This is a genomic window from Arcobacter aquimarinus (assembly GCF_013177635.1).
GTDB classification, from domain to species: Bacteria; Campylobacterota; Campylobacteria; order Campylobacterales; family Arcobacteraceae; genus Aliarcobacter; species Aliarcobacter aquimarinus.
Genome location: NZ_CP030944.1, coordinates 163,687 through 184,657 on the forward strand (window position 1 = coordinate 163,687; position 20,971 = coordinate 184,657).

At 27.6% G+C, this 20,971-nt stretch carries 25 protein-coding genes; 15 read left to right on the plus strand and 10 right to left on the minus strand.

Features of this window, described 5'->3' with window-relative positions; translation table 11 throughout:
• Positions 1-155 precede the first annotated feature (155 nt).
• The 4 genes from AAQM_RS00840 to rpsT form a co-directional block, all read right to left on the minus strand.
• On the minus strand, positions 156-1,211 hold the full coding sequence (locus AAQM_RS00840) for a substrate-binding domain-containing protein (RefSeq protein ID WP_129094104.1): 1,056 nt from the start codon (positions 1,209-1,211) through the stop codon (positions 156-158).
• Positions 1,212-1,287: 76 nt separating this feature from the next.
• On the minus strand, positions 1,288-1,470 hold the full coding sequence (locus AAQM_RS00845; protein WP_129094103.1) for a DUF1653 domain-containing protein: 183 nt from the start codon (positions 1,468-1,470) through the stop codon (positions 1,288-1,290).
• 20 nt (positions 1,471-1,490) lie between these two features.
• The gene (prfA, locus tag AAQM_RS00850) at positions 1,491-2,558 is read right to left on the minus strand and encodes a peptide chain release factor 1 (RefSeq protein ID WP_129094102.1); all 1,068 of its coding nucleotides are present in this window, start codon (positions 2,556-2,558) and stop codon (positions 1,491-1,493) included.
• A gap of 16 nt (positions 2,559-2,574) precedes the next feature.
• Positions 2,575-2,835, minus strand: coding sequence for a 30S ribosomal protein S20 (gene rpsT / locus AAQM_RS00855; protein ID WP_129094101.1), 261 nt, complete (start codon positions 2,833-2,835; stop codon positions 2,575-2,577).
• Between the two features lie 82 nt (positions 2,836-2,917).
• On the opposite strand from rpsT, the gene glmM reads away from it, so the two are divergent.
• The 7 genes from glmM (at position 2,918) to AAQM_RS00890 (ending at position 9,619) form a co-directional block, all read left to right on the plus strand.
• Positions 2,918-4,252, plus strand: a complete 1,335-nt coding sequence (gene glmM, locus AAQM_RS00860) for a phosphoglucosamine mutase (protein ID WP_129094100.1) — start codon at positions 2,918-2,920, stop codon at positions 4,250-4,252.
• Positions 4,249-4,722, plus strand: coding sequence for a signal peptidase II (gene lspA / locus AAQM_RS00865; protein WP_129094099.1), 474 nt, complete (start codon positions 4,249-4,251; stop codon positions 4,720-4,722). The genes glmM and lspA overlap by 4 nt, the downstream gene beginning before the upstream one ends.
• 64 nt (positions 4,723-4,786) lie before the next feature.
• Entirely contained in the window at positions 4,787-6,067 is a 1,281-nt protein-coding gene (locus AAQM_RS00870; protein ID WP_129094098.1) for a 3-isopropylmalate dehydratase large subunit, read from the plus strand.
• Positions 6,067-6,657 carry a molybdenum cofactor guanylyltransferase MobA gene (mobA, locus tag AAQM_RS00875; RefSeq protein ID WP_129094097.1) on the plus strand — a complete coding sequence of 197 codons (591 nt, stop codon included), beginning with the start codon at positions 6,067-6,069 and terminating at the stop codon, positions 6,655-6,657. The genes AAQM_RS00870 and mobA overlap by 1 nt, the downstream gene beginning before the upstream one ends.
• An 85-nt stretch (positions 6,658-6,742) precedes the next feature.
• The gene (locus AAQM_RS00880) at positions 6,743-8,212 is read left to right on the plus strand and encodes an NAD(P)/FAD-dependent oxidoreductase (RefSeq protein ID WP_129094096.1); all 1,470 of its coding nucleotides are present in this window, start codon (positions 6,743-6,745) and stop codon (positions 8,210-8,212) included.
• A gap of 8 nt (positions 8,213-8,220) precedes the next feature.
• Entirely contained in the window at positions 8,221-8,460 is a 240-nt protein-coding gene (locus tag AAQM_RS00885; protein ID WP_129094095.1) for a hypothetical protein, read from the plus strand.
• Complete coding sequence (locus AAQM_RS00890) at positions 8,441-9,619, plus strand: rhodanese-like domain-containing protein (RefSeq protein ID WP_129094094.1); 1,179 nt, start codon at positions 8,441-8,443, stop codon at positions 9,617-9,619. The genes AAQM_RS00885 and AAQM_RS00890 overlap by 20 nt, the downstream gene beginning before the upstream one ends.
• A 59-nt stretch (positions 9,620-9,678) precedes the next feature.
• Here AAQM_RS00890 and rplT read toward each other — a convergent pair whose 3' ends face one another.
• The 4 genes from rplT to thrS all read right to left on the minus strand — a co-directional run bounded on the left by rplT (position 9,679) and on the right by thrS (position 12,746).
• The gene (gene rplT / locus AAQM_RS00895) at positions 9,679-10,035 is read right to left on the minus strand and encodes a 50S ribosomal protein L20 (protein WP_129094093.1); all 357 of its coding nucleotides are present in this window, start codon (positions 10,033-10,035) and stop codon (positions 9,679-9,681) included.
• A 103-nt stretch (positions 10,036-10,138) separates the two neighbouring features.
• On the minus strand, positions 10,139-10,336 hold the full coding sequence (rpmI, locus tag AAQM_RS00900; protein ID WP_118916186.1) for a 50S ribosomal protein L35: 198 nt from the start codon (positions 10,334-10,336) through the stop codon (positions 10,139-10,141).
• A gap of 131 nt (positions 10,337-10,467) precedes the next feature.
• Positions 10,468-10,962: a translation initiation factor IF-3 gene (gene infC, locus AAQM_RS00905; RefSeq protein WP_171920721.1), complete on the minus strand. Its 495-nt coding sequence runs from the start codon at positions 10,960-10,962 to the stop codon at positions 10,468-10,470.
• A 29-nt stretch (positions 10,963-10,991) separates the two neighbouring features.
• Positions 10,992-12,746, minus strand: coding sequence for a threonine--tRNA ligase (gene thrS / locus AAQM_RS00910; protein WP_228254485.1), 1,755 nt, complete (start codon positions 12,744-12,746; stop codon positions 10,992-10,994).
• Positions 12,747-12,910: 164 nt separating this feature from the next.
• Between thrS and AAQM_RS00915 the strand changes: the two genes are divergently transcribed.
• Positions 12,911-13,426 (plus strand): hypothetical protein, encoded by a 516-nt coding sequence (locus AAQM_RS00915; protein ID WP_129094090.1) that lies wholly within the window; start codon positions 12,911-12,913, stop codon positions 13,424-13,426.
• A 32-nt stretch (positions 13,427-13,458) separates the two neighbouring features.
• Here the strand turns inward: AAQM_RS00915 and AAQM_RS00920 are convergent, their stop codons facing one another.
• Complete coding sequence (locus AAQM_RS00920) at positions 13,459-13,779, minus strand: cytochrome C (RefSeq protein WP_129094089.1); 321 nt, start codon at positions 13,777-13,779, stop codon at positions 13,459-13,461.
• 91 nt (positions 13,780-13,870) lie between these two features.
• Here AAQM_RS00920 and AAQM_RS00925 point away from each other — a divergent pair, with 91 nt between their 5' ends.
• The 7 genes from AAQM_RS00925 to darH all read left to right on the plus strand — a co-directional run bounded on the left by AAQM_RS00925 (position 13,871) and on the right by darH (position 20,135).
• A complete protein-coding gene (locus AAQM_RS00925) occupies positions 13,871-15,199 on the plus strand; it encodes an NFACT RNA binding domain-containing protein (protein WP_129094088.1) in 1,329 nt (442 codons plus the stop codon).
• Between the two features lie 178 nt (positions 15,200-15,377).
• On the plus strand, positions 15,378-15,902 hold the full coding sequence (locus AAQM_RS00930; protein WP_171920634.1) for a hypothetical protein: 525 nt from the start codon (positions 15,378-15,380) through the stop codon (positions 15,900-15,902).
• Positions 15,903-15,963: 61 nt separating this feature from the next.
• Positions 15,964-16,542 carry a hypothetical protein gene (locus AAQM_RS00935; protein ID WP_129094086.1) on the plus strand — a complete coding sequence of 193 codons (579 nt, stop codon included), beginning with the start codon at positions 15,964-15,966 and terminating at the stop codon, positions 16,540-16,542.
• 115 nt (positions 16,543-16,657) lie between these two features.
• On the plus strand, positions 16,658-17,605 hold the full coding sequence (locus AAQM_RS00940) for a dialkylrecorsinol condensing enzyme (RefSeq protein ID WP_129094085.1): 948 nt from the start codon (positions 16,658-16,660) through the stop codon (positions 17,603-17,605).
• A complete protein-coding gene (locus AAQM_RS00945) occupies positions 17,606-18,751 on the plus strand; it encodes a beta-ketoacyl-ACP synthase III (protein WP_129094084.1) in 1,146 nt (381 codons plus the stop codon).
• Entirely contained in the window at positions 18,751-19,146 is a 396-nt protein-coding gene (locus tag AAQM_RS00950; protein ID WP_129094083.1) for a DarG family dialkylresorcinol biosynthesis protein, read from the plus strand. Before AAQM_RS00945 ends, AAQM_RS00950 begins: the two co-directional genes overlap by 1 nt.
• On the plus strand, positions 19,143-20,135 hold the full coding sequence (gene darH, locus AAQM_RS00955; protein WP_129094082.1) for a BtrH-related acyltransferase DarH: 993 nt from the start codon (positions 19,143-19,145) through the stop codon (positions 20,133-20,135). Before AAQM_RS00950 ends, darH begins: the two co-directional genes overlap by 4 nt.
• On the opposite strand, the gene AAQM_RS00960 is transcribed toward darH, so the two are convergent.
• Positions 20,128-20,970, minus strand: a complete 843-nt coding sequence (locus AAQM_RS00960; protein ID WP_129094081.1) for a hypothetical protein — start codon at positions 20,968-20,970, stop codon at positions 20,128-20,130. The two genes, darH and AAQM_RS00960, sit on opposite strands and share 8 nt — an antisense overlap.
• Position 20,971 lies beyond the last annotated feature (1 nt).

The window sequence follows — 20,971 nt, forward strand, 5'->3', positions numbered from 1 at the left end:
ATCATGGTTACATATAAAATGAGACAGGGAAGTTAGATATATAAATTTCAGTTTTAAGTTTTTATCTCTTTGTTCGCGTTAACAGATAAAAACTTAAAACTAAAATTGAACAAATAAAGAGAAGGCAAGCCATCCTCTCTTTATTTAAATTTTAATTAATGTTTTAATTGCTCAATAGTTAATTTTTCATTATTCATAACTTTAGTTCTTGCAATTTCTCTTGTTTTGTCATCTAAAGTAATTAATCCGATTTCTCCTAAGATTCCATCTTTACCAATCATTTTTTCAGACATAAATAAATTTGTAAATTCTTTTAAAGCAGGCACTTCTTTATTGTGTGCATTTTTGATATAAAAATACATAGATCTAGCAACTGGATATTTCCCTGTTGAAATAGTATCAGCTGTTGGAGCTATACTATCAATTGTAATTCCCATAACTTTATCTTTATTTTCTTCTAAAAATGAATATCCAAAGATACCAATTGCAGCTTCATTTTTAGTAAGTTTTTGAACGATTAAGTTATCATTTTCACCTGATTCTACATAAGCTCCATCAGTTCTAATAACAGAATAAGCTTTATATTTTTTATTCGCTTTTTCATCTGCTTTATATAAATTAGTATAAACTGGCATTTTTTCAAATACAGATTGTAAAACTAACTCTTCAAATGAGTCTCTTGTTCCTGAAGATTTTGGAGGACCATAAACAGTAATTTCTCTATTTGGTAATGATGCATCAATGTCTGACCATTTTTTATATGGATTTTTAATTAATGTTTTTCCATCAGCACTTGGTACTTCTTCTGCTACAGCTAAAGCTAATTGTGCTTTTGTAACATTAAATCCAGCAACTTTTGCAGATTGTGCAATAGCAATTCCATCAAATCCAATTAATGCTTCAGTTATATCTTTAACACCATTTTCTTCACACATTTTTAATTCTTTATCTTTCATTCTTCTTGAAGCATTTGTAATATCAGGCGTATTTAAATCAACACCAGCACAAAATAGTTTCATTCCTCCACCTGTTCCTGTTGATTCTACAACTGGAGTTGGGAATTTTGTAGTTGCACCAAACTCTTCAGCTACAGAAGATGAAAAAGGGTAAACAGTTGATGAACCTACGATTTTGATTTGTTCTCTTGCAGTTAAAGTTGTTGCTAATAAAGCACTTGCAATTAAGGCCATTGATGTTTTTTTGAATGTCATTATTTTCTCCGATAATTTTATTTACCGTGAAAGTTTAATAACTATTGATTACAATTTGGTTACTATAGATTTATATTTAATGTTTTGTAAATTTTTTTTCAAACTCTTTGTAACTTCTTACAAAAAGTTCATCACAATCATTTGGTTTGTAAATGACAGCTTTAATCCAAATATTATCTTCTTGTAGCTTACAAAAGTTTAGGGGAGTATAAAGTTTTTTATTTTTGTAGTGAATATATATTTTATTAAGTTCAATCATAATTTAAAAAAGCTAATGGATTATAGTCCATTAGCTTCGATAAGTTTTGATTGATGATCAGCAATAAGAGGATCAATCACTTCATCAAACAAACCATCATTCATGATGTAGTCAAGTCTGTACAGAGTTAAGTTAATTCTATGATCACTGATTCTATTTTGTGGATAGTTATAAGTTCTAATTCTTCCACTTCTATCACCAGTTCCTACTTGCTCTTTTCTTGTAGCACCTTCAGCTTCCATCTTTTTTTGCATCTCGACTTCATAAAGTTTTGCCTTTAAAACTTTCATAGCTCTGTCTTTATTTTTGTGTTGAGATTTTTGGTCTTGATTTGTTACAACGATTCCAGATGGAATATGAGTGATTCTAACAGCCGAGTCTGTAGTATTTACAGATTGACCACCATTTCCACTGGCTCTCATAACATCAATTTTTAAATCATTTGGATCTATTTCTACTTCAACATCGTCAACTTCAGGCATAACAGCAACAGTAATGGCAGAAGTATGAACTCTACCTTGAGATTCAGTAGCAGGAACCCTTTGAACCCTATGTGTACCACCTTCAAATTTTAATTTTGAATATACGTGGTCACCTTTTACTAGAATTACAATTTCTTTGTAACCCCCAGATTCACTCTCACTTGAACTCATGATTTCAACTTTCCAATCATTGTTCTCTGCATATCTTAAGTAACCCCTAAATAAATCACCTACAAATATTGCAGCTTCATCACCACCTGTACCAGCTCTTAGTTCCAAATAGATGTTTTTGTCATCATTTGGATCTTTTGGAATCATTAAAAACTTTATTTCATCTTCAAGTACTGGTTTTTTCGTTTCTAATTCTTTTAGTTCTTCTTTTGCTAAATCACCTAATTCAGGATCATCAAGCATCATTTTATTTTCATCAATATTTTCTATTAACTTAATATATTCTCTAGCCTTAGAAACAATTGGTTGAATGCTTGACTGTTCTTTAGAAAGTTCAGTCATTCGTTTTATATCATTAGTGATATCAGGAGCCATTAATAAGTTATTAATTTCTTCGTATCTATTAATGAATGGTTGAAGTTTATCTTTTAACATATATATTTAATTCAAATTATATAGCGTTAACTTTTACTTGTAATCTACTTACTTTTCTAGCAGCTGTACCTTTTTTTAAGATACCTTTAGAAACGCAGTGGTGTAAGTATTTGTTTGCAGTTTTCATAGCCTCAACAGCTTTTTCTTTATCAACACCTTCAATAGCTGCTAATACATTTTTAGTAACATTTTTGATTCTTGTTTTGTAAAATCTGTTTCTTTCAGTTTTAATTTTCGTTTGTCTAGCTCTTTTTTCGCAAGATTTATGATTTGCCATTTTTTTAACCTCTTTATAAAAATTTTAAGGGTAGAATATTACCTAAAGTAACTTAAATAGAGTTTAATTTTAGGAAGATTTAATGAAACTATTCGGAACTGATGGTGTTAGAGGAAAAGCAGGTGATTTTTTAGATGCGATAACTGTATTAAAGCTAGCTAAAGCTGCAGGTATATATTTTAGAAAGCATTCTACTACAAAAAGGATTCTTGTTGGAAAAGATACAAGAAGAAGTGGTTATATGATTGAAAATGCCTTAGTTAGTGGCTTAACAGCTGTTGGCTATAATGTAATTCAAATAGGTCCAATGCCAACTCCTGCAATTGCATATTTAACAGAGAGTATGAGATGTGATGCTGGTATTATGATTAGTGCTTCTCACAATCCCTTTGAAGATAATGGAATAAAGTTTTTTGATAATCATGGAAATAAATTAAGTGTAGCATGTGAAAAAGCTATCGAAGAAATTTTCAATGATGACGATTTAATGACTAGTGAACAAGTAACAGGAAGAGAAATAGGTTCATCTAAAAGAATAGATGATGTTATTGGAAGATATATTGTTTCTATTAAAAGTTCATTTCCTAAAGATTTAACTTTAAGTGGATTAAGAATAGTGCTTGATTGTGCAAATGGTGCTGCTTATAAGGTTGGCCCAACTATTCTAGAAGAATTAGGAGCAGACGTTATAACAATAAATAATAAGCCAAATGGTTTTAATATAAATGATAATTGTGGAGCAATGCATCCTGAAACTGTTGCCAAATTAGTAAAAGAGTATAGAGCTGATATTGGACTTGCTTTAGATGGTGATGCTGATAGATTAGTTGTTGTTGATGAAAAGGGTGAAATAGTTGATGGAGATAAACTAATAGGGGCATTATGTAGTTTTTTAAATAATGAAAAATTATTAAAAGGAAATGCTTGTGTTGCTACTGTTATGTCAAATAAAGCCCTTGAAGATTATTTAGCTAAACAAAAAATCGAGTTATTTAGGTCTGATGTGGGTGATAAATATGTTCTTGAAGTTATGAAAGAAAAAGGTATCAATTTTGGTGGGGAACAAAGTGGGCATATTATTTTTTCTGATGTTGCAAAAACAGGAGATGGACTAGCTTCTGCACTTCAAGTTTTAGCATTAGTTATAAAATCAGGTAAAAAAGCAAGTGAAGTTTTAAATCCATTTAGTTTATATCCTCAAATTTTACATAATATGAAAGTAACAGAAAAAATACCATTAAATCAGATAAAGGGTTTAGATGAGATATTAAAACCTATCAGAGAAAAAGGTATGAGAGATTTGATTAGATATTCAGGGACTGAAAATAAAATTAGATTGTTACTTGAAGGAAAAAATAAGAAAGATGTTGAAGATGGAATGCAAACATTAATTTCATTTTTTAAAAAGGCATTATGAAAAAAAATTTAAAAATAGCAACAACAATTTTTATTGTTGTTTTTATAATAGATCAAATAGTTAAATATGGTTTTGCAAATTTAGGCTGGGATGTTAATGGTCCTTATATGTCTTTAAAATTAGCATATAACTATGGAGTTGCTTTTTCAATGTTTTCTTTTCTAGCAGAATACTTAAAATATATTCAACTTTTTATGGTTTTTGCGGGAACGGTTTATTTGTTTATGAACAAGGATGTTTTTAAAGAATATTATATTCCCATAGCTTTACTTTATGCAGGAGGTTTGTCTAATATTTTAGATAGATTTACTTATGAAGGAGTTGTTGATTATTTTTATTGGCATTATGGATTTGAATTTGCAATATTTAACATAGCAGATGTGATGATAAATATTGCTGTTGCAATAATTATTTATAAACAAATTAAGCAATCAAGAGAAGAAAAAAAAGAAAAAGCAAAAAATAATTAGTTTTGTAGCTTAAAATAAATTTAGCTATAATCCAATAAATTTTAGAAAATAATAGGAATATTTTATGGGTCAAACAATAACAGAAAAGATTTTTAGTGAACATGTAGGTAAAAAAGTTTTTGCAGGAGAAATCGTAAGAAGTCCAATTGATATGGTTATTGGAAATGATATTACTACTCCAATTTCAATTAAAGCTTTTGAAGATGGTGGTTTTGAAAAACTTGCTAATCCGGATGGTTTTGCAATTGTTTTAGACCATTTTATTCCAGCAAAAGACATAGCAAGTGCAAATCAAGCAAAAATTTCAAGAGACTTTGCAATGAAACACAATTTGAAAAATTTCTTTGATGAAAAAGATATGGGAATTGAACATGCCCTTTTACCAGAAAAAGGTTTAGTATTACCAGGAGATGTAATTATTGGTGCAGATTCACATACCTGTACACATGGTGCATTAGGTGCATTCTCTACAGGTATGGGTTCAACTGATATCTCTTTTGGAATGATTACAGGTGGTAACTGGTTTAAAGTTCCTGAATCAATCAAAGTTGTATTTAAAGGTAAACCAGCGCCATTTGTAACTGGGAAAGATTTAATTTTAGAAATTATTAGAATTTTAGGTGTTGATGGAGCTTTATATAAAGCTTTAGAATTCACTGGTGATACAATTGCTTACTTATCAATGGATGATAGATTTTCTTTATGTAACATGGCTATTGAAGCTGGAGCCAAAAATGGAATTGTTGCATATGATGAAATTACAAAAGAATTTTTAGATAAAGTAGGTGAAGCAAATGGTGGTTTAAGAGCAGAACCTAAAATTCACTATTCAGATGATGATGCAAATTATTGTCAAATAATTGAAATTGATGTTGAAAAATTAGAACCAGTTATCGCATATCCATTCTTACCATCAAATGGTCACTCAGTTTCTCAAGCCGTTAGTGATAATATCAGAGTTGACCAAGTATTTATAGGTTCTTGTACAAATGGAAGATTAAGTGACTTTAAAATTGCAGCTGAAATCTTAAAAGATAAAAAAGTAGCAAGACATGTGAGGCTTATTTTAACTCCAGGAACACAAAAAATTCTTAGAGAAGCTACAAAATTAGGATATATTGATACTTTAGTTGATGCAGGTGGAGTTGTTTCAAATCCAACTTGTGGAGCTTGTTTAGGTGGATATATGGGAATTTTAGGAGATAATGAAGTTTGTATCTCTACAACTAATAGAAATTTTGTAGGAAGAATGGGTTCAAGAAGCTCAAAAATATACTTAGCAAATAGTGCAGTTGCAGCAGCATCAGCGATTTCAGGTTATATAACAGACCCAAGAAGTTTATAATGATAGATATACCATGCGTGATTCTTTGCGGTGGTAAAAGCTCAAGAATGAAAGAAGATAAAACTCTTCTTCCTTTCTTTAACTCAAATTCTCTAGCTCAATTTCAATACCATAGATTAAAGTTGTACTTTCAAAATATTTACATTTCATCAAAAAATGACAAGTTTGATTTTATAGATAAAAATTATCTTATATTAGATGAAAATAAAGAAATTTTTTCACCAATTTTAGCTCTTGATACCATTTTTAAGAAATTTTTCAATCAAAAGATATTTATTATAACTGTTGATTCTCCTTTTGTTAGTATAGAATCAATTAGAGCACTAATTGAAAATTCTAAAGATGTTGATATTTGCGTAGCAAAAACAGAAGATAAAGTACATAATTTATGTGGAATATTTGATTCAAATATAAGTTTAACTATTAAAAATATGATTAATCAAGATATACATAAAATAAATTATTTGATAAAACAAAATAAATTTAAAATTATAGAATTTCCTAATAATGATGAATTTATGAATATTAACACTCCAGATGACTATAAAAAATCTTTAATTTGTATAAATAAAATTTATAATTCTAATTAATAATAATATACAATTTATAAGTGGCTTATTATCTCTTTTTTGTTATTCTAGTACTATAGTTTTTACAAAAATAAAGGAATTTAAAATGGTAAAAAATGAGCTAGAAAAAGCACTAGAAATTGTTGATTCAGAAATAAAAAAAGCAGGTATTTCAAGAAGAGATGCATTTAAGTTAGCAGGATTAGGAACAGCAGCTTATCTTGCAAATGGTGGAACTGATGCAAATGCTGCAACAGAAGCTAAAGCAAGTGAAGCTACTGGAAAAATATTGATAATTGGAGGAGGATTAGCAGGTATTTCAACTGCTGCTAGATTAGTTAATACTTTATCAAATCCTGATATTACAATAGTTGAACCAAATCCTAAATCAGTAACTTATCAACCAGGAACAACATTAATTGCTTCAGGTGTTTATACTAAAGAAGATGTTGATTATGACACAAAAGATTTTTTACCTAAAGGTGTGACTTTATTAAAAGATAGAGCTGTAGAATTTAATCCTGAAGCAAACAAAGTTGAATTAGCATCAGGTGAAACATTGACTTATGATTTTTTAGTTGTTGCAGCAGGTGTTACTCTTGATTTTGGTTCAATCAAAGGTTTAGAAGAAATAGGGGATGCATATACATCTGAAGATGCTTCTAAAATATTAAAAGTATTTGGTGATTCAGGAATAACTTCTGTTTATAATATTGATTCATCAGTTGCAATGTGGGAACAAACTCAGAAATTTATACAAAAAGCTAAAGATGGACAAAAAGTAAAAGGTATATTTACTGATCCAAATACTGCTATAAAATGTGGTGGAGCTCCTAAAAAAGTTATGTATTTAATGAATTCAAGGTTAAATGAAGCAAAAGCAAGAGCAAATGCAGAACTGTCATTTTATGCAGATAGTAATAAACTATTTGGAGTAAAAGAGTATGCTGATGCAATTGAAAAACAATTTATAGAAAGAGATATGAAATGGAATTTTAATCATAATTTAATTGGAGTAGATATTGCTAAAAAAATTGCTATATTTGATAAACATTGGCAAGAAAAAGGTGAGTATGATAAAGATTTAGAAGAGTATGAGATGGTAACTAAACATCAAAATGTAGAAGTACCATTTGATTTTTTACATATTACACCTCCACAAAAAGCACCTGATGTAATTGGAAAATCAGCAATTGGTTCAGCAAAAGGTTGGGTTCCTGTAAATAAAGAAACTTTACAACATGTTAAGTATAAAAATATTTTCTCTTTGGGTGATGTTGCAGCTGTTCCTATGGGTAAAACAGGTGGGACAGTAAGAAAACAGTATAAAGTATTGGTTGATAATTTAATAGCAGTTATGGAAGGTAAAGAGCCTACATCTAAATTTGATGGTTATACAGTTTGCCCTTTAATTACAGATATTGGAAAAGTTATGCTTGCAGAATTTAATTGGACAGCAAAACCAACTCCATCTTTCCCCCTTGACCCAACACAAGAGAGATATATTTGGTGGTTATTAAAAGTATATTTACTTAAGCCAATGACTCAATACGGAATGTTAAGCGGAAAAGCATAGAGTTTATTTTGAAAAAAGAGTTTTTTATTTTTATAATGATAATTGTTGTTTTGACAATAGTTTTTCATTATAAAGAGTTGTTGGAATATCCAATTCAACACGTAAAAAACTTTCCTAATTCAGGAACTTATGGATTAGGAATTTTTCATCCATTAGTTTTTGGTGCTTTTGTATATATTATGCTTTTAATACCAAGAGCAATATTCAAACTTTTAAAAGGAAATAGTCATGAAGAAAATATTAAGTAGTTTTGTAGTTGCAACATTGTTAACAATAAGTCAATCTTATGCACAAGAAAATAAAGTTACACCAGAAATTGCACAGTTAATCAAAAAATATAATTTAGAGCAAGTAGGTTTTGATTATGTAGAGAAAAAAGTAGGTATTGGATTTAGAGGTGATGCTGAAGCTATTTTAATTGATGCAAGACCAGCTGTTAAATATGAAAAAGGTACAATTCCTTCTAGTTTAAATATTACAGATACAGATTTTGAAAATGGATATAAACAGATAGTAGATTTAGCGAAAGATAAAGAATTGATTGTTTATTGTGCAGGGTATAATTGTGAGAAAAGTCCAATTGTTGCTCAAAAATTAAAAGAAAAAGGGCATAAAAATATAAAATTGTATTCAGCAGGTGAACCTGAATGGTCTAAAAAAAGTTATTTAGAAATCGGTACAAATGTTGTAAAAGCATATCAAGAAAATAATAGTGCTTTACTAGTAGATGCAAGACCACAAATTAAGTTTTTTCAAGAAACAATTCCAGGAAGTATTTCAATTCCTGATACTAATTTAGATAAGTTAATAGGAAGATTTCCTATTGATAAGAATGAAAAAATAGTTACTTTTTGTGCAGGATTTTCTTGTGAAAAATCAAATATAGTAGCAAATAAATTATACACTTTAGGTTATAAAAATGTTTCAGTTTATGCAGGTGGAGTTCCAGCTTGGAAAGAGGCAGGATTAGCTACAACGGCTAGTTCTAAAGTTAAAACTGAAGTTGCAGTAAAAGAAAAAAAAGAATTTACTCCAAATGGAGCTAAATTAGGTGAAGATGAAGGTAGTGTGGATGGTGAATGGTTAAAAGCGTTAATATTAGAAGATAAAGTTCCTGAATATGTTCAAATTGTGAATGTTTTAAGCGCAAAAGATTTTAAGAAAGGGCATATAAAAGGTTCTATAAATATTGAAGCAGAAAAATTTAGTGCAAAAGAGTTATTTGAAAAACTTCCAAAAGGGAAAACAATTATTTTTAACTGTACAGCAGGTTCAAGATCTATTGAGGCTTGGAGTAAATTAAAAAAAGGAAATGTTGATATTTCTGATATTTTATATTTTGATGCTAATATAAATTGTGAAGGTGAAAAGTGTAAAATAGAGGTAAATGAACCTTTAGGAGCTTAAGAAATAAAAAAAGGGAGAAAGTTTGACTTTCTCCCTTTTTTAATGTAATGTTTGCAAATTTATTTTAGTGCGGCTTTAGCAGTTACCACTAAAGATGCAAATGCAGCAGAATCATTCATAGCCATATCAGCTAAGATTTTTCTATCTAATTCTAAACCAGACAATCTTAATCCATTCATGAATCTTGAATAATTAATATCATTTAATCTACAAGCTGCATTGATTCTTATAATCCATAATTTTCTGATATCTCTTTTTTTCTGTCTTCTATCTCTGAAAGCATAAACTAAAGATCTTTCTAATTGTTCTTTAGCTTTTCTAAAGTGTTTTCTTCTACCACTAAAGAATCCTCTAGCAGCTTTTAATACCTTTTTATGTCTTCTTCTTCTTACAAAACCAGTTTTTACTCTAGGCATATATATTTCCTTTCTTTACCATTATTTCTAATAAGGTGTCAGTATACTTACTGAACTTTTCCATCATTTGATGGAGGGACAAAATTACTTTTATTTTTAGTAATTACGCTTTACACAACGCTACAAGAATTCTACCAGCATCTGTACTATGCACAGTTTTTGGTCCTCTTAAGTTTCTTTTTCTTTTTTGAGTCATTTTAGTTAAGATGTGGCTTCTAAAAGCTGAACCTCTTTTAATTGACCCATTTTTCTTCACTTTAAATCTTTTTAAAGCGCCACTAACACTTTTCATTTTTGGCATTGAAGAATCCTCCTTATAAATTTGCAATTTCATTAATTTTATGAAAAAGTTTTGGATTTTACTGAAATTTTGTTTAGTTTAAGTTTAAATGAAAGTTAATTATAGAATAAAGAAGAAGAATCTTCTTTATTTTAATCTTTTTTAGGAAGAGCCATAAGGTTTACATATCTTCCTTCAAGTTTTGGTTCTTTATCCATAACGGCAATATCTTCTAACATTGGCCAGATTTTTTTAAGTACATCTATACCCGATTGAGGATTAGCCATTTCTCTACCTTTTAAGAAGACTCTGAATTTAACATGATTTCCATCTTCTAAAAATTCTCTTGCATGTTTTACTTTATAGCTAATGTCATTTTCTGCAATTTTAACAGATAATTTTATTTCTTTTATAACTATAACTTTTTGATTTTTCTTAGCTTCTTTTTTCTTTTTTTCTTGTTGATATCTAAATTTACCATAATCCATAATTTTTGCAACTGGAGGTTTTCCATCAGGAGCAATTAATACTAAATCTAAGCCCATTTCATCAGCAAGTTTAAGAGCATCTGCTGTGCTTATAATTCCATGATTAGTTCCATCATCAGTTGTACATCTAACCTCTTTAGCTGTAATCATTTCATTCATGATTACATCGTCTTTTCTTTTGTCTTTACTCAAATTTTGCTCCCGCTTATGATTTCATTTAGCATTGATATAAATTCATCTTTGCTCATATTTGACTGCTCTCTAGTTCTTCTATTTCTTAATGCAATAGTTTTATTAGCAACTTCTTCATCTCCAATTACTACAATCATTGGAACTCTTTGTTTTTCAGCCATTCTAATTCTTTTATTCAAACTCTCATTCATGTTATAAATTTCAGAATCCATGTCATTTTCTATAAGCATTTTCTGTAGTTCTTTAGCATATTCAAGATGTGAATCAGCAATAGGAACAAAAATAACTTGAGTTGGTGCAATAACAAAAGGAAATTCTCCTGCACAATGTTCTGTTAAAATCCCAATAAATCTTTCAAATGAACCAAGAATTGCTCTATGAATCATAACTGGTTGTTCTTTTTCACCTTTTTCATTAATATACTCAACATTAAATCTAGAAGGTAAGTTCATATCTACTTGAACTGTTCCACATTGCCATTTTCTTCCAATTGCATCTAAAATTTTGATATCAATTTTTGGACCATAGAATGCTCCTCCACCTTCATCAATACCATATTGGATATTTTTTTCATCCAATGCATCCATAATACCTTTTGTAGTTTTTTCCCAGAAGATATCATCACCAATTGCTTTTTCAGGTTTTGTAGAAACTTCTATTTCATATTTAAAATCAAACATTTTAAGTAAAGAATCAACAAATTCTAATACTTCAAATATCACTTCTTTTATCTGATTTTGTGTACAAAATATATGTGAATCATCTTGAGTAAATTCTCTTACTCTAAATAATCCATGCATTGCTCCACTCATTTCATGTCTATGAACTACACCATATTCAAAAAGTTTTTTAGGTAAATCTTTATACGAAACTAGACTATTTTTAAAGATTTGAATATGTCCAACACAGTTCATAGGTTTTATTCCATATTCTTGTTCATCAATAGTAGTAAAATACATATTTTCTTTGTAGTTCGCATAGTGACCAGAGATTTTCCACATTTCAGCTTTTAAAATTTCAGGACCACGAACAGGTTCATATCCCCTAACTCTATGAGCTTTGTATAAAAGATGCTCAAGTTTACTTCTAAGTCTTGCACCATTTGGTAACCACATAGGAAGACCAGCACCTACATCATCATTAAATGTAAAAAGTTCAAGTTCAGTTCCAAGTTTTCTGTGGTCTCTTTTTTTAGCTTCTTCAATCATTCTTGTATAATCAAATAATGCTTGTTTATCGAAAAATGCAATACCATAAATTCTAGTAATCATCTCGTTTTTTTCATCCCCACCAAGATATGCGCCAGCAACACGTGTGAGTTTAAAACTTCTAATCATTCTAGTATTTGGTAAATGAGGACCTCTACATAAATCTTCAAAATCACCTTGTCTATATATTGTTAAAGTATCATCTTTGATATTTTTTAGAACAGCTTGTTTTAATTCATCATTTTTGAATTTCTCAAAAAACTCTTCTTTAGTGGTTTCATGTCTAGTAATAGGAAGTTTTCTATCAGCTAATTCTTTCATTTTCTTTTCAATAGTAGGTAAATCTTCATCTGAAATTTTACTTTCTACTTTAAAATCATAGTAAAAACCTTCTTTTACAACAGGTCCAACGAAGAATTTTGCTTCAGGATAAAGTTCTTTAATAGCTTGAGCCATTAAGTGAGCACAAGAGTGTCTTAAAATATCTAAAGATTCTTTTGAATCATCAGCTTTTATTTCATCTCCTTGGATATTTAAAGCCATAGCAGTCTGAAGGTCATATACTTGACCATCTTTTAATATACCAATAGGTTCCAATAATTTCCTTTTTTTCTTAATTATTTATTAAATTGAAATTATTTTACCTCAAAACGACTTAAACTTAATTAGATATAAGATAATTTATAGAATTTTTGTTACAATTAGAGATGATTTTAAATATATCAAAAATAAAAACAGAAGCTTTATTATTGTTTTGTAAGGATTTGATTTTATCTTATCAAAATAATTTAAATGAAAATAGTTTTGAGATAGATAAAGAGATTATAGAAGAATTTAACAATATTAGTAATGATATGTTAAAGCAGATTTCAAATGTTACTTTACCAAATCAGTACTATTTACAAAATAGAAAACATTATAAAATAAAATCTATTTTAGATGCTTATAATTTCATAAATAATGAAATATCTACAAATTTAAAAAAGAATGAAGAATTTAATCCTTCAATGTTATATTTCTCACTTTTAGCACTTTGGTTTAAAGAGTTAAATAAAGAGTCACATTCAAAAGAGTATATATATTTTATTTTGTATCCTTATAGTTTCGTATATGACAAATTATTAGTAAAAATGCAAAATCAAGATTTTAAAAGATTAAATATAAAAATGATTGAATTAGCAGAAAAGATAATATATAAGTTTGATAGTTATAATTTAAAATAAAGAGAGAAAATTCTCTTTATTTTAAGATTTTATTAGCAAGAAGGAACATTTCCCGAATCACTAGCGAAGTCAACTGAAAAATCAAAAATATGTTCCATAACTGATTCTTTTAATTCACCTGCTTTTACATTTGGACAAATTTTTATAATTTCTTCTTCAAATTTACCATCTGTTTTAATTTGTTTCCACTCTGCTTGAGTGTGTTTAACTGCAAACTTTGCACCAGTCATACCGCAAGGCTCTTTTAATAATTTATTAAAAAGTTTTTGACCTTTAACCGAATCAGCTGATAAAGAAGTTGTTGCTAAACCTAAAGCTAAAGAACCAGCTACAATAATTTTTAATAATTTCATATTATACTCCTAATGAAAAATTAGGTACAATTATATCTAATGTATATAAAAAACCTCTTAGTTGATTTTAAGAGTATAAAGTGAAGTAATTGTGAAATATTTTTTATTAAAACAAATAGTACAATATTTGTCTTTGAATGCCCAATTTATAAGAACTATTAGAAGAATTGACAACAATTTAATTATAATAGAATTTAATGATAGAAATATAGTTTATTTTGATGTTTCTAAAGGAAATGCAACTATATTTAAACATAAAAAGATTTTATCTTCTAAAAAAGATTTTAATGCTCCTTTTGATGTAAATTTACAAAAAAGATTTAATAATTCTAAAATAGAAAATATTGAACTTTACAATGATGATAAAATTATTAATATAAAGGTTAATTCCTCATCTTCTTATAAAAAGCTTACAACAATTTTACAACTTGAATTTACAGGAAAACATACTAATATTATTATTTTAGATGAAAATAGGGTAGTTATTGAAGCATTAAGACATATTGATGAATTTTCTTCTAGTAGAGTTGTAAAGGTTGGACAAAAGTTAGATGAAGTTCCAAAACAAAGTTTTGTACCAAAAATAGATGAAGTTTCTAATATTGAAGAGTACTTATATGAGATTTACGAACAAAGAGAAAAAGAGAATCTTGAAAATGTAAAAAAACAAAAAATTTCTCAAATTGAGAAAAAGGCTAAAAAGTTAGAATCTACAATTAATTCTTTACCTAAAAAAGAGGAATTAGAGTTAGAATCAAATATGCTTTATGAAAAAGCTAATTTGATTCTTTCAAATCTACATAATATTAAACCTTATCAAAAAGTTTTAAAAGTTTATAATTATGAAGGAAATGAAGTAGAAATTGATTTAGAAGAAAAAGCTTCCGCTTCAAAATATTCAAATGAATTATTTAAAAAAGCAAAAAGAGCAAAACAAAAAGCTTCAAATATTTCTTTAGAAAAGGACAATTTAGATGAGAAGTTGGATTTCTTATTAAGGTTAATTAATAATATTAGAAATGCTATTTCTATCGAAGAATGCGAGTTTTTATTACCTAAAAAAGAGAGAAATCAAATAAAAACAAAAAAAGCTCAGATTTATGAAAGTTTCTTTTTTGAAGGCTTTAAAATAATGCTTGGAACTAGTCAAAGAGAAAATATATATTTATTAGAAAACTCAAAAGCTAGTGACTTCTGGTTTCATTTAAAAGATAGACCTTCATGTCATGTAATAGTTCAAAATACAAAAAAAGAGTTACCTTCTTCTGTGATAAACCAAGCCGCAAGTTTATGTGCTAAATTCTCTGTTGATTATGTTGGTGTTTATGAAGTAGATTATACACAAAGAAGAAATGTGAAAATTCAATCAGGGGCGAATGTGTTATATAATCCATATAATACAGTGGTTGTGAAGATTTAAAGAAGTTTTTCTAAATGATAGTAAATTTACATGATTATACTTGAGATTAATAATTAGAAAAAGTATTTTTACTTTTTTTTATTAAAAAATGAAAAAAAGAGTCATTTGTGAGTCATTTCAATTGTATAATTCAAATAATTTATTTAGAAGAGGAGAAAATGTGAAGGTAATTCTAAAAGTGGGATTAATAACAATTTTAGGGCTAGGATTCTTTAGTGGATGTAGCAGTAAGAATGAATTAGCAGTTGTAGATGATTTGACAAATAAAGAAGTAAAAATTAAATCGTCAACACCTTTTTCTGAAGATGCATTTATTAAAGCATCTATAAAAGAAGAGTGTGATATTCAGAAACAATTAGCAGATTATACAAAAAAGTATTCAAATGATAATTCAGTTGCTATTCAGATTGATGATAATGCAAATAAAGATAATAGTGAGTATTTTTTAGATCTTAAAATTATTGATGCAATTAGTGAGGGAAATGCTTTTTTAGGACATAATAAAAGAACAAGAATTGCAGGTGATTTATATAAAAATGGTAATAAGATAGCAACTTTTAAGGGGCAAAGACATTCAAGAGGTGGATTTGGAGCAGGATTTAAAGGTTCTTGTACAGTATTAGAAAGAACAGTACAAGCTTTAGGAGAAGATGTTAGTGAATGGATAAGATATCCTAAAAATGGTTCAATGTTAGGTGAATAATAATTATTAAATTATTTTAATGTATAATCTAATTTAAATTTAAAAACAAAGGAGACGAAAGATGAAAAAAGGTTTAAATTTACTTTTAACACTAGTGGTTACAGTAATTGGTGTTTTATTTTTAACAGGTTGTGGTCCAATGAAGGAGCCAACTCCTTCAATGCAAGGTACTATGTATACTCAAGTTAATATGTGGGAAGAAAAAGGCAAAATAATTGCAACTAATTACCAAAGAGGAAGATTAATTCCTGTAAATAGTTTAGTTACAATTAATGGATACTCATCAAAATCTATCAGTTTTACAATCAATGGTGAATCTACACCTTTAGAAGTTGTTAATGTAGAAAAATTTACTAAATTACCTGTTGAGGGATTATCTTCAAGATTATTCTCAAAATCAAAAGTTGATTTATCAAAATTTTCTAAAAAAGCAAGAGAAGCAATTGAATATGGTAATGTTGAAAATGGAATGACTAAATCGGAGGTTTTAATATCAAGAGGTTTCCCACCTGCGCATGTTACTCCTAATACACAAAGTAATTTATGGAAGTATTGGCAAAATAGATGGGTTACAAGAAATGTAGAATTTAAAAATAATAAAGTTTCTGGTTTAGCTGGATGGGGAACAGGTAATAATTAATAATTATAAATATAAGAACAATGTAAAGTTTTATTTTCATTGTTCTTAGTTTATTAATTATTAACAGAAATAATGATATTCTAAATACGTTAAATCTATTCTACAGGCATCAAATTTGAATCAAAAAAAAATTTTAGTAATTTCTTATTCCCAAACAGGTCAATTAACTAGTTTGGTAAATAGTTTTACAAAGCCATTACAAAATAATCCTGATATTAAATTATTTTATAAAAATATTCAACCTATAAAACCTTATCCTTTTCCATGGGATTTTATGACATTTATGGATACTTTTCCTGAATCAGTACATTTAGAACCTTGTGAAATTGAAAAGTTTGATGAAGATGAAAATGACTATGATTTAATTATTTTATCTTATCAAGTATGGTTTTTATCACCTTCTATCCCTGTAACATCATTTTTAAAATCTGATTGGGCTAAAAAGAAATTAAAAAATAAACCAGTTATCACTCTTATTGGTTGTAGAAATATGTGGGTAATGGCTCAAGAGAAAATGAAACAATTATTATTAGATATTGATGCAAAATTAATTGATAATGTTGTTTTAATTGACAAGGGTAATTCATTAGAAACTTTTATTACAACTCCTAGATGGATGTTAACAGGAAAAAAAGATTCAATTTTTGGATTAAGTACAGCAGGAATTGATGAAAATGAAATTAAAAAATCTGAAAGATTCGGTAAAGCTTTAGTTAAAGCATTAAAAGAAAATAAAGAAAAAGAGAATAGAAGTTTATTAAAAGGATTGAAAGCTGTTGAAGTAGATATTAAACTTATAAAAAGTGAGAAAATAGCTACAAAGAGCTTCAAAATTTGGGGTGCTTTAATTAGAAAATTAGGGAAACCAGGTGCTTTAAAAAGAAAACCAGTTGTATTGTTGTATTTAATATTTTTATTACTTATTATTGTTACTGTAGTTCCATTAAATATGATAATTCAAACAATATTAAGAGCAATAAATAAAGACTCAATAAATAAACAAAAAGAGTTTTATGAATTACCTTCTGGTAATAGCGATGAAAGAATAAAGGAATTTTTGTAAATGATAAATGTATATATAAATGATATTCAAAAATTTATGCCAAATGAACCTGTAGAAAATAAAGATATTGAGGAGTATTTGGGATATATTGGTGGGAAAAAATCAAAAGCAAAAAATATTGTTTTAAGAAGTAATGGGATTAAAAGAAGATTTTATGTTTTAGAGAAAGAGACACAAAAACCCTTATTTACAAATGCACAATTATGTTCAAATGCAATAAAAAAACTTGTTAATGAAAAATTTTCATTAAATGATATTGAGTGTTTGGCTTGTGGAACAACATCACCTGATCAATTAATGCCTGGGCATACTTTGATGGTTCAAGGAGAATTAGGTATTTCTAATATTGAAACTATTTCTGCTTCAGGAATTTGTCTTAGTGGAATTAATGCTTTGAAATATATTTATTATGGTATAAAAGCTGGAGAGATTAAAAAAGCTATATCATGTGGTTCTGAAGCTTCTTCTCCAATCTTAAGTGCGAGAAATTTTACTGAAGAATCAAATCATCAATTAGAAGAATTGGAAAAAAATGCAGGAATTGCATTTGAAAAAGATTTTTTAAGATGGATGCTTTCAGATGGTGCTGGAGCTATGAGAGTTGAAAATAAACCTAATGAAAATAAATTATCTTTAAAAATCGAATTTATTGAAGTATTATCGTATGCAGGGGAAATGCCAGTTTGTATGTATAGTGGTTTAGAAATTCAAGAAGATAAAAGTATAAAATCTTGGAGAGCCTTTGAGCAAAAAGAGGTTATGGAAAAATCCCTTTTAAGTGTAAGACAAGATGTGAAACTTTTAAATGAGAATATAATTGAATATACTGTGACAAAACCAGTGATTGAAATTGTAAAAAGAAAAAATATTAAAGTTGATGATTATGATTATTTTTTACCCCACTACTCTTCTACATATTTTAGAGATAAAGTATATGAAGGATTAAAAAGAGCAAATTTTGAGATACCTTATGAAAAATGGTTCACAAATTTAGTAACTCATGGAAATACAGGAAGTGCATCAATGTATATAATGCTTGAAGAGTTGTTTAATAGTGGAAAATTACAAAAAGGTCAAAAAATTCTTTGTTATATTCCTGAAAGTGGAAGATTCTCAACAGCATTTATGTCTTTAGAAGTAGTATAATGAAAAAAATTGAGGTACCACAAGAAAAAAACTCTACATTAGATGGACAAAGAAAAGTAATGTATGGACTAAATGAAAGTGGAGAATTTCAAAGAATAAATTATGCTAGTAATGTTGAAGAATTTGCAACGATTACAGCAGTAGAAGAATATAAAGAATTAGAAAAAGAGTGTTTAGAAGAGATTAAAAATAATATTTCTTCTCCTATTAAATATTTTATGTATAAAAATAGAATGGATTTACCAACTTTATCAAATGCAGTTAGTATGTTTTCTTTTAGAGTAAAAAGACATTTAAAAATGAAGCATTTTAGAAATTTGAATGATAAGATTTTACAAAAATATGCAATAGCATTTAGTATTAATATAGAAGAATTAAAGGATTTTAATTTATGATTAATGAATTTACACATTCCCAATTTGCTCATTGTGAAAGCGGTGTAGTTTCAACTTTATTAAGTCATTATGGTTTAAAAGTTAGTGAACCAATGGCATTTGGTATGACTAGCACTTTATCTTTTGTTTTTCTTCCTATTATTAAATTAAATAATATGCCTTTAATTGCATATAGAGATTTACCTAAAAATATTGTTAAAAATATTGAAAAGATTTTGGGTATAAAGGTTTTTAAAAAACAGTATAAAGATATTTTAGAGGCTAATATTGAATTAACAAGATTAGTCGAAGAAGAAAATAAGCTTGTTGGTTTACAAACTTCAGTATTTTATTTACCTTATATGCCAGAAAATATGAGATTTCATTTTAATGCTCATAATCTTTTAGTTTATGGAAAAGATGGAAAAAATTTTAAAATTTCGGATCCTGTTTTTGAAGATGTAGTTGAATGCAGTGAAAAAGATTTAACTAAAGCTAGATTTGCAAAAGGAGTATTTGCTCCTAAAGGCTTTATTTATTATCCAACATATATTCCTAAAAATATTGATTTTAGTGTTATTCTAAGAAAATCTATTAAAAAAAATGCTAAATCTATGCTCACTCCTTTCCCATACGCAGGGATAAAAGGAATGAAAAAATTAGCAAAAGCGATTGAAAAATTACAAAATAAAAAAGATGAAAGATATATTAAAAATTATTTAACTCATATTGTAAGAATGCAAGAAGAAATAGGAACAGGTGGAGGAGGTTTTAGATTCTTATATGCAGCATTTTTACAAGAATCAAAAGAATTTGGTTTAGATAATAAAAAACTTCAAAAAGCAAGTGAATTGATAGTTGAATCGGGAGATACACTTAGACTTTTTGCTTTAAAATGTGTTGAATCTGCAAAAAAAATTGAGAAATTTAATGCTAAAGAGATTTCAGAAGTTTTAATAAAAGCTTCTACCCTAGAAGAAGAAGCTTTCAAAATTTTAAAAACTATTTAGTATTTGTAAAATAGAATAAATAGGCTCTTTTTTTAGAGTCTAAGCTTATATAAATTGAAGAATTTTTATTTTCATTTAAAATATCAATAATATCAGATGCACTAGTTGTTCCATAAAAATTATCTTGATTTTTAAAGATTAAATTTTTATTTATTTCTAATTCACTTTGATATTTTTTAGCATATTGATTTAATCCTACGTTATCGTAATCAAGAGTTTGAAGATGTTTATTTAGTTCTTGGATATTTGTAAAAAAATCAAAAGATTCTATTTTTGCTATTGAGTTTTCTTTTTCATCATTTATATAAATCCATGATGAACCATCTTTTGAAATAAAATTCTCTAAATTATGAATTATTGAATTATGATTACAGATATTTTCTACTGATTCATCAACTCCACCAATCAAAATATCTTTTATATCTTTTGTAGTAAACTCAAAATATGCTAATTCAAAAGCTTTTTCAAATGATAAATCTTCAGATGAAATATTTACATTATTTCCTAAAGTATTTAAAGCTTGTGCTACAAGAAAACCAGTATTATTTGTATTAACATTTAAGAAATCAAATGGCATTAACATAGAATCTTCATCATTAATTTGTTCTAAAACTTTCACCAAATCTTCGACACAACCATATTCACTAGCTATATAAATAGATAAGTTTTCTTTATATTTTATATCTTTTAGACAATTTAATGCTCCATAAATTGACATAATATTAAATTTAGAATTTCTTCGTAAATTTAATTTACAAATACTTTTTAGTTCATCTCTATAAAATTTTGCAGGTTGATTTTCATTTATTTGTTTAAATATACTTTTAATATACATA

Excerpts from the sequence above, each read along its gene's own strand:
- AAQM_RS00840 (WP_129094104.1), bottom strand. The coding sequence starts at position 1,211 with ATGACATTCAAAAAAACATCAATGGCCTTAATTGCAAGTGCTTTATTA.
- AAQM_RS00845 (WP_129094103.1), bottom strand. The coding sequence starts at position 1,470 with ATGATTGAACTTAATAAAATATATATTCACTACAAAAATAAAAAACTT.
- prfA (WP_129094102.1), bottom strand. The coding sequence starts at position 2,558 with ATGTTAAAAGATAAACTTCAACCATTCATTAATAGATACGAAGAAATT.
- rpsT (WP_129094101.1), bottom strand. The coding sequence starts at position 2,835 with ATGGCAAATCATAAATCTTGCGAAAAAAGAGCTAGACAAACGAAAATT.
- glmM (WP_129094100.1), top strand. The coding sequence starts at position 2,918 with ATGAAACTATTCGGAACTGATGGTGTTAGAGGAAAAGCAGGTGATTTT.
- lspA (WP_129094099.1), top strand. The coding sequence starts at position 4,249 with ATGAAAAAAAATTTAAAAATAGCAACAACAATTTTTATTGTTGTTTTT.
- AAQM_RS00870 (WP_129094098.1), top strand. The coding sequence starts at position 4,787 with ATGGGTCAAACAATAACAGAAAAGATTTTTAGTGAACATGTAGGTAAA.
- mobA (WP_129094097.1), top strand. The coding sequence starts at position 6,067 with ATGATAGATATACCATGCGTGATTCTTTGCGGTGGTAAAAGCTCAAGA.
- AAQM_RS00880 (WP_129094096.1), top strand. The coding sequence starts at position 6,743 with ATGGTAAAAAATGAGCTAGAAAAAGCACTAGAAATTGTTGATTCAGAA.
- AAQM_RS00890 (WP_129094094.1), top strand. The coding sequence starts at position 8,441 with ATGAAGAAAATATTAAGTAGTTTTGTAGTTGCAACATTGTTAACAATA.
- rplT (WP_129094093.1), bottom strand. The coding sequence starts at position 10,035 with ATGCCTAGAGTAAAAACTGGTTTTGTAAGAAGAAGAAGACATAAAAAG.
- rpmI (WP_118916186.1), bottom strand. The coding sequence starts at position 10,336 with ATGCCAAAAATGAAAAGTGTTAGTGGCGCTTTAAAAAGATTTAAAGTG.
- infC (WP_171920721.1), bottom strand. The coding sequence starts at position 10,962 with ATGAATGAAATGATTACAGCTAAAGAGGTTAGATGTACAACTGATGAT.
- thrS (WP_228254485.1), bottom strand. The coding sequence starts at position 12,746 with ATGGCTTTAAATATCCAAGGAGATGAAATAAAAGCTGATGATTCAAAA.
- AAQM_RS00915 (WP_129094090.1), top strand. The coding sequence starts at position 12,911 with ATGATTTTAAATATATCAAAAATAAAAACAGAAGCTTTATTATTGTTT.
- AAQM_RS00920 (WP_129094089.1), bottom strand. The coding sequence starts at position 13,779 with ATGAAATTATTAAAAATTATTGTAGCTGGTTCTTTAGCTTTAGGTTTA.
- AAQM_RS00935 (WP_129094086.1), top strand. The coding sequence starts at position 15,964 with ATGAAAAAAGGTTTAAATTTACTTTTAACACTAGTGGTTACAGTAATT.
- AAQM_RS00945 (WP_129094084.1), top strand. The coding sequence starts at position 17,606 with ATGATAAATGTATATATAAATGATATTCAAAAATTTATGCCAAATGAA.
- AAQM_RS00950 (WP_129094083.1), top strand. The coding sequence starts at position 18,751 with ATGAAAAAAATTGAGGTACCACAAGAAAAAAACTCTACATTAGATGGA.
- darH (WP_129094082.1), top strand. The coding sequence starts at position 19,143 with ATGATTAATGAATTTACACATTCCCAATTTGCTCATTGTGAAAGCGGT.
- AAQM_RS00960 (WP_129094081.1), bottom strand. The coding sequence starts at position 20,970 with ATGTATATTAAAAGTATATTTAAACAAATAAATGAAAATCAACCTGCA.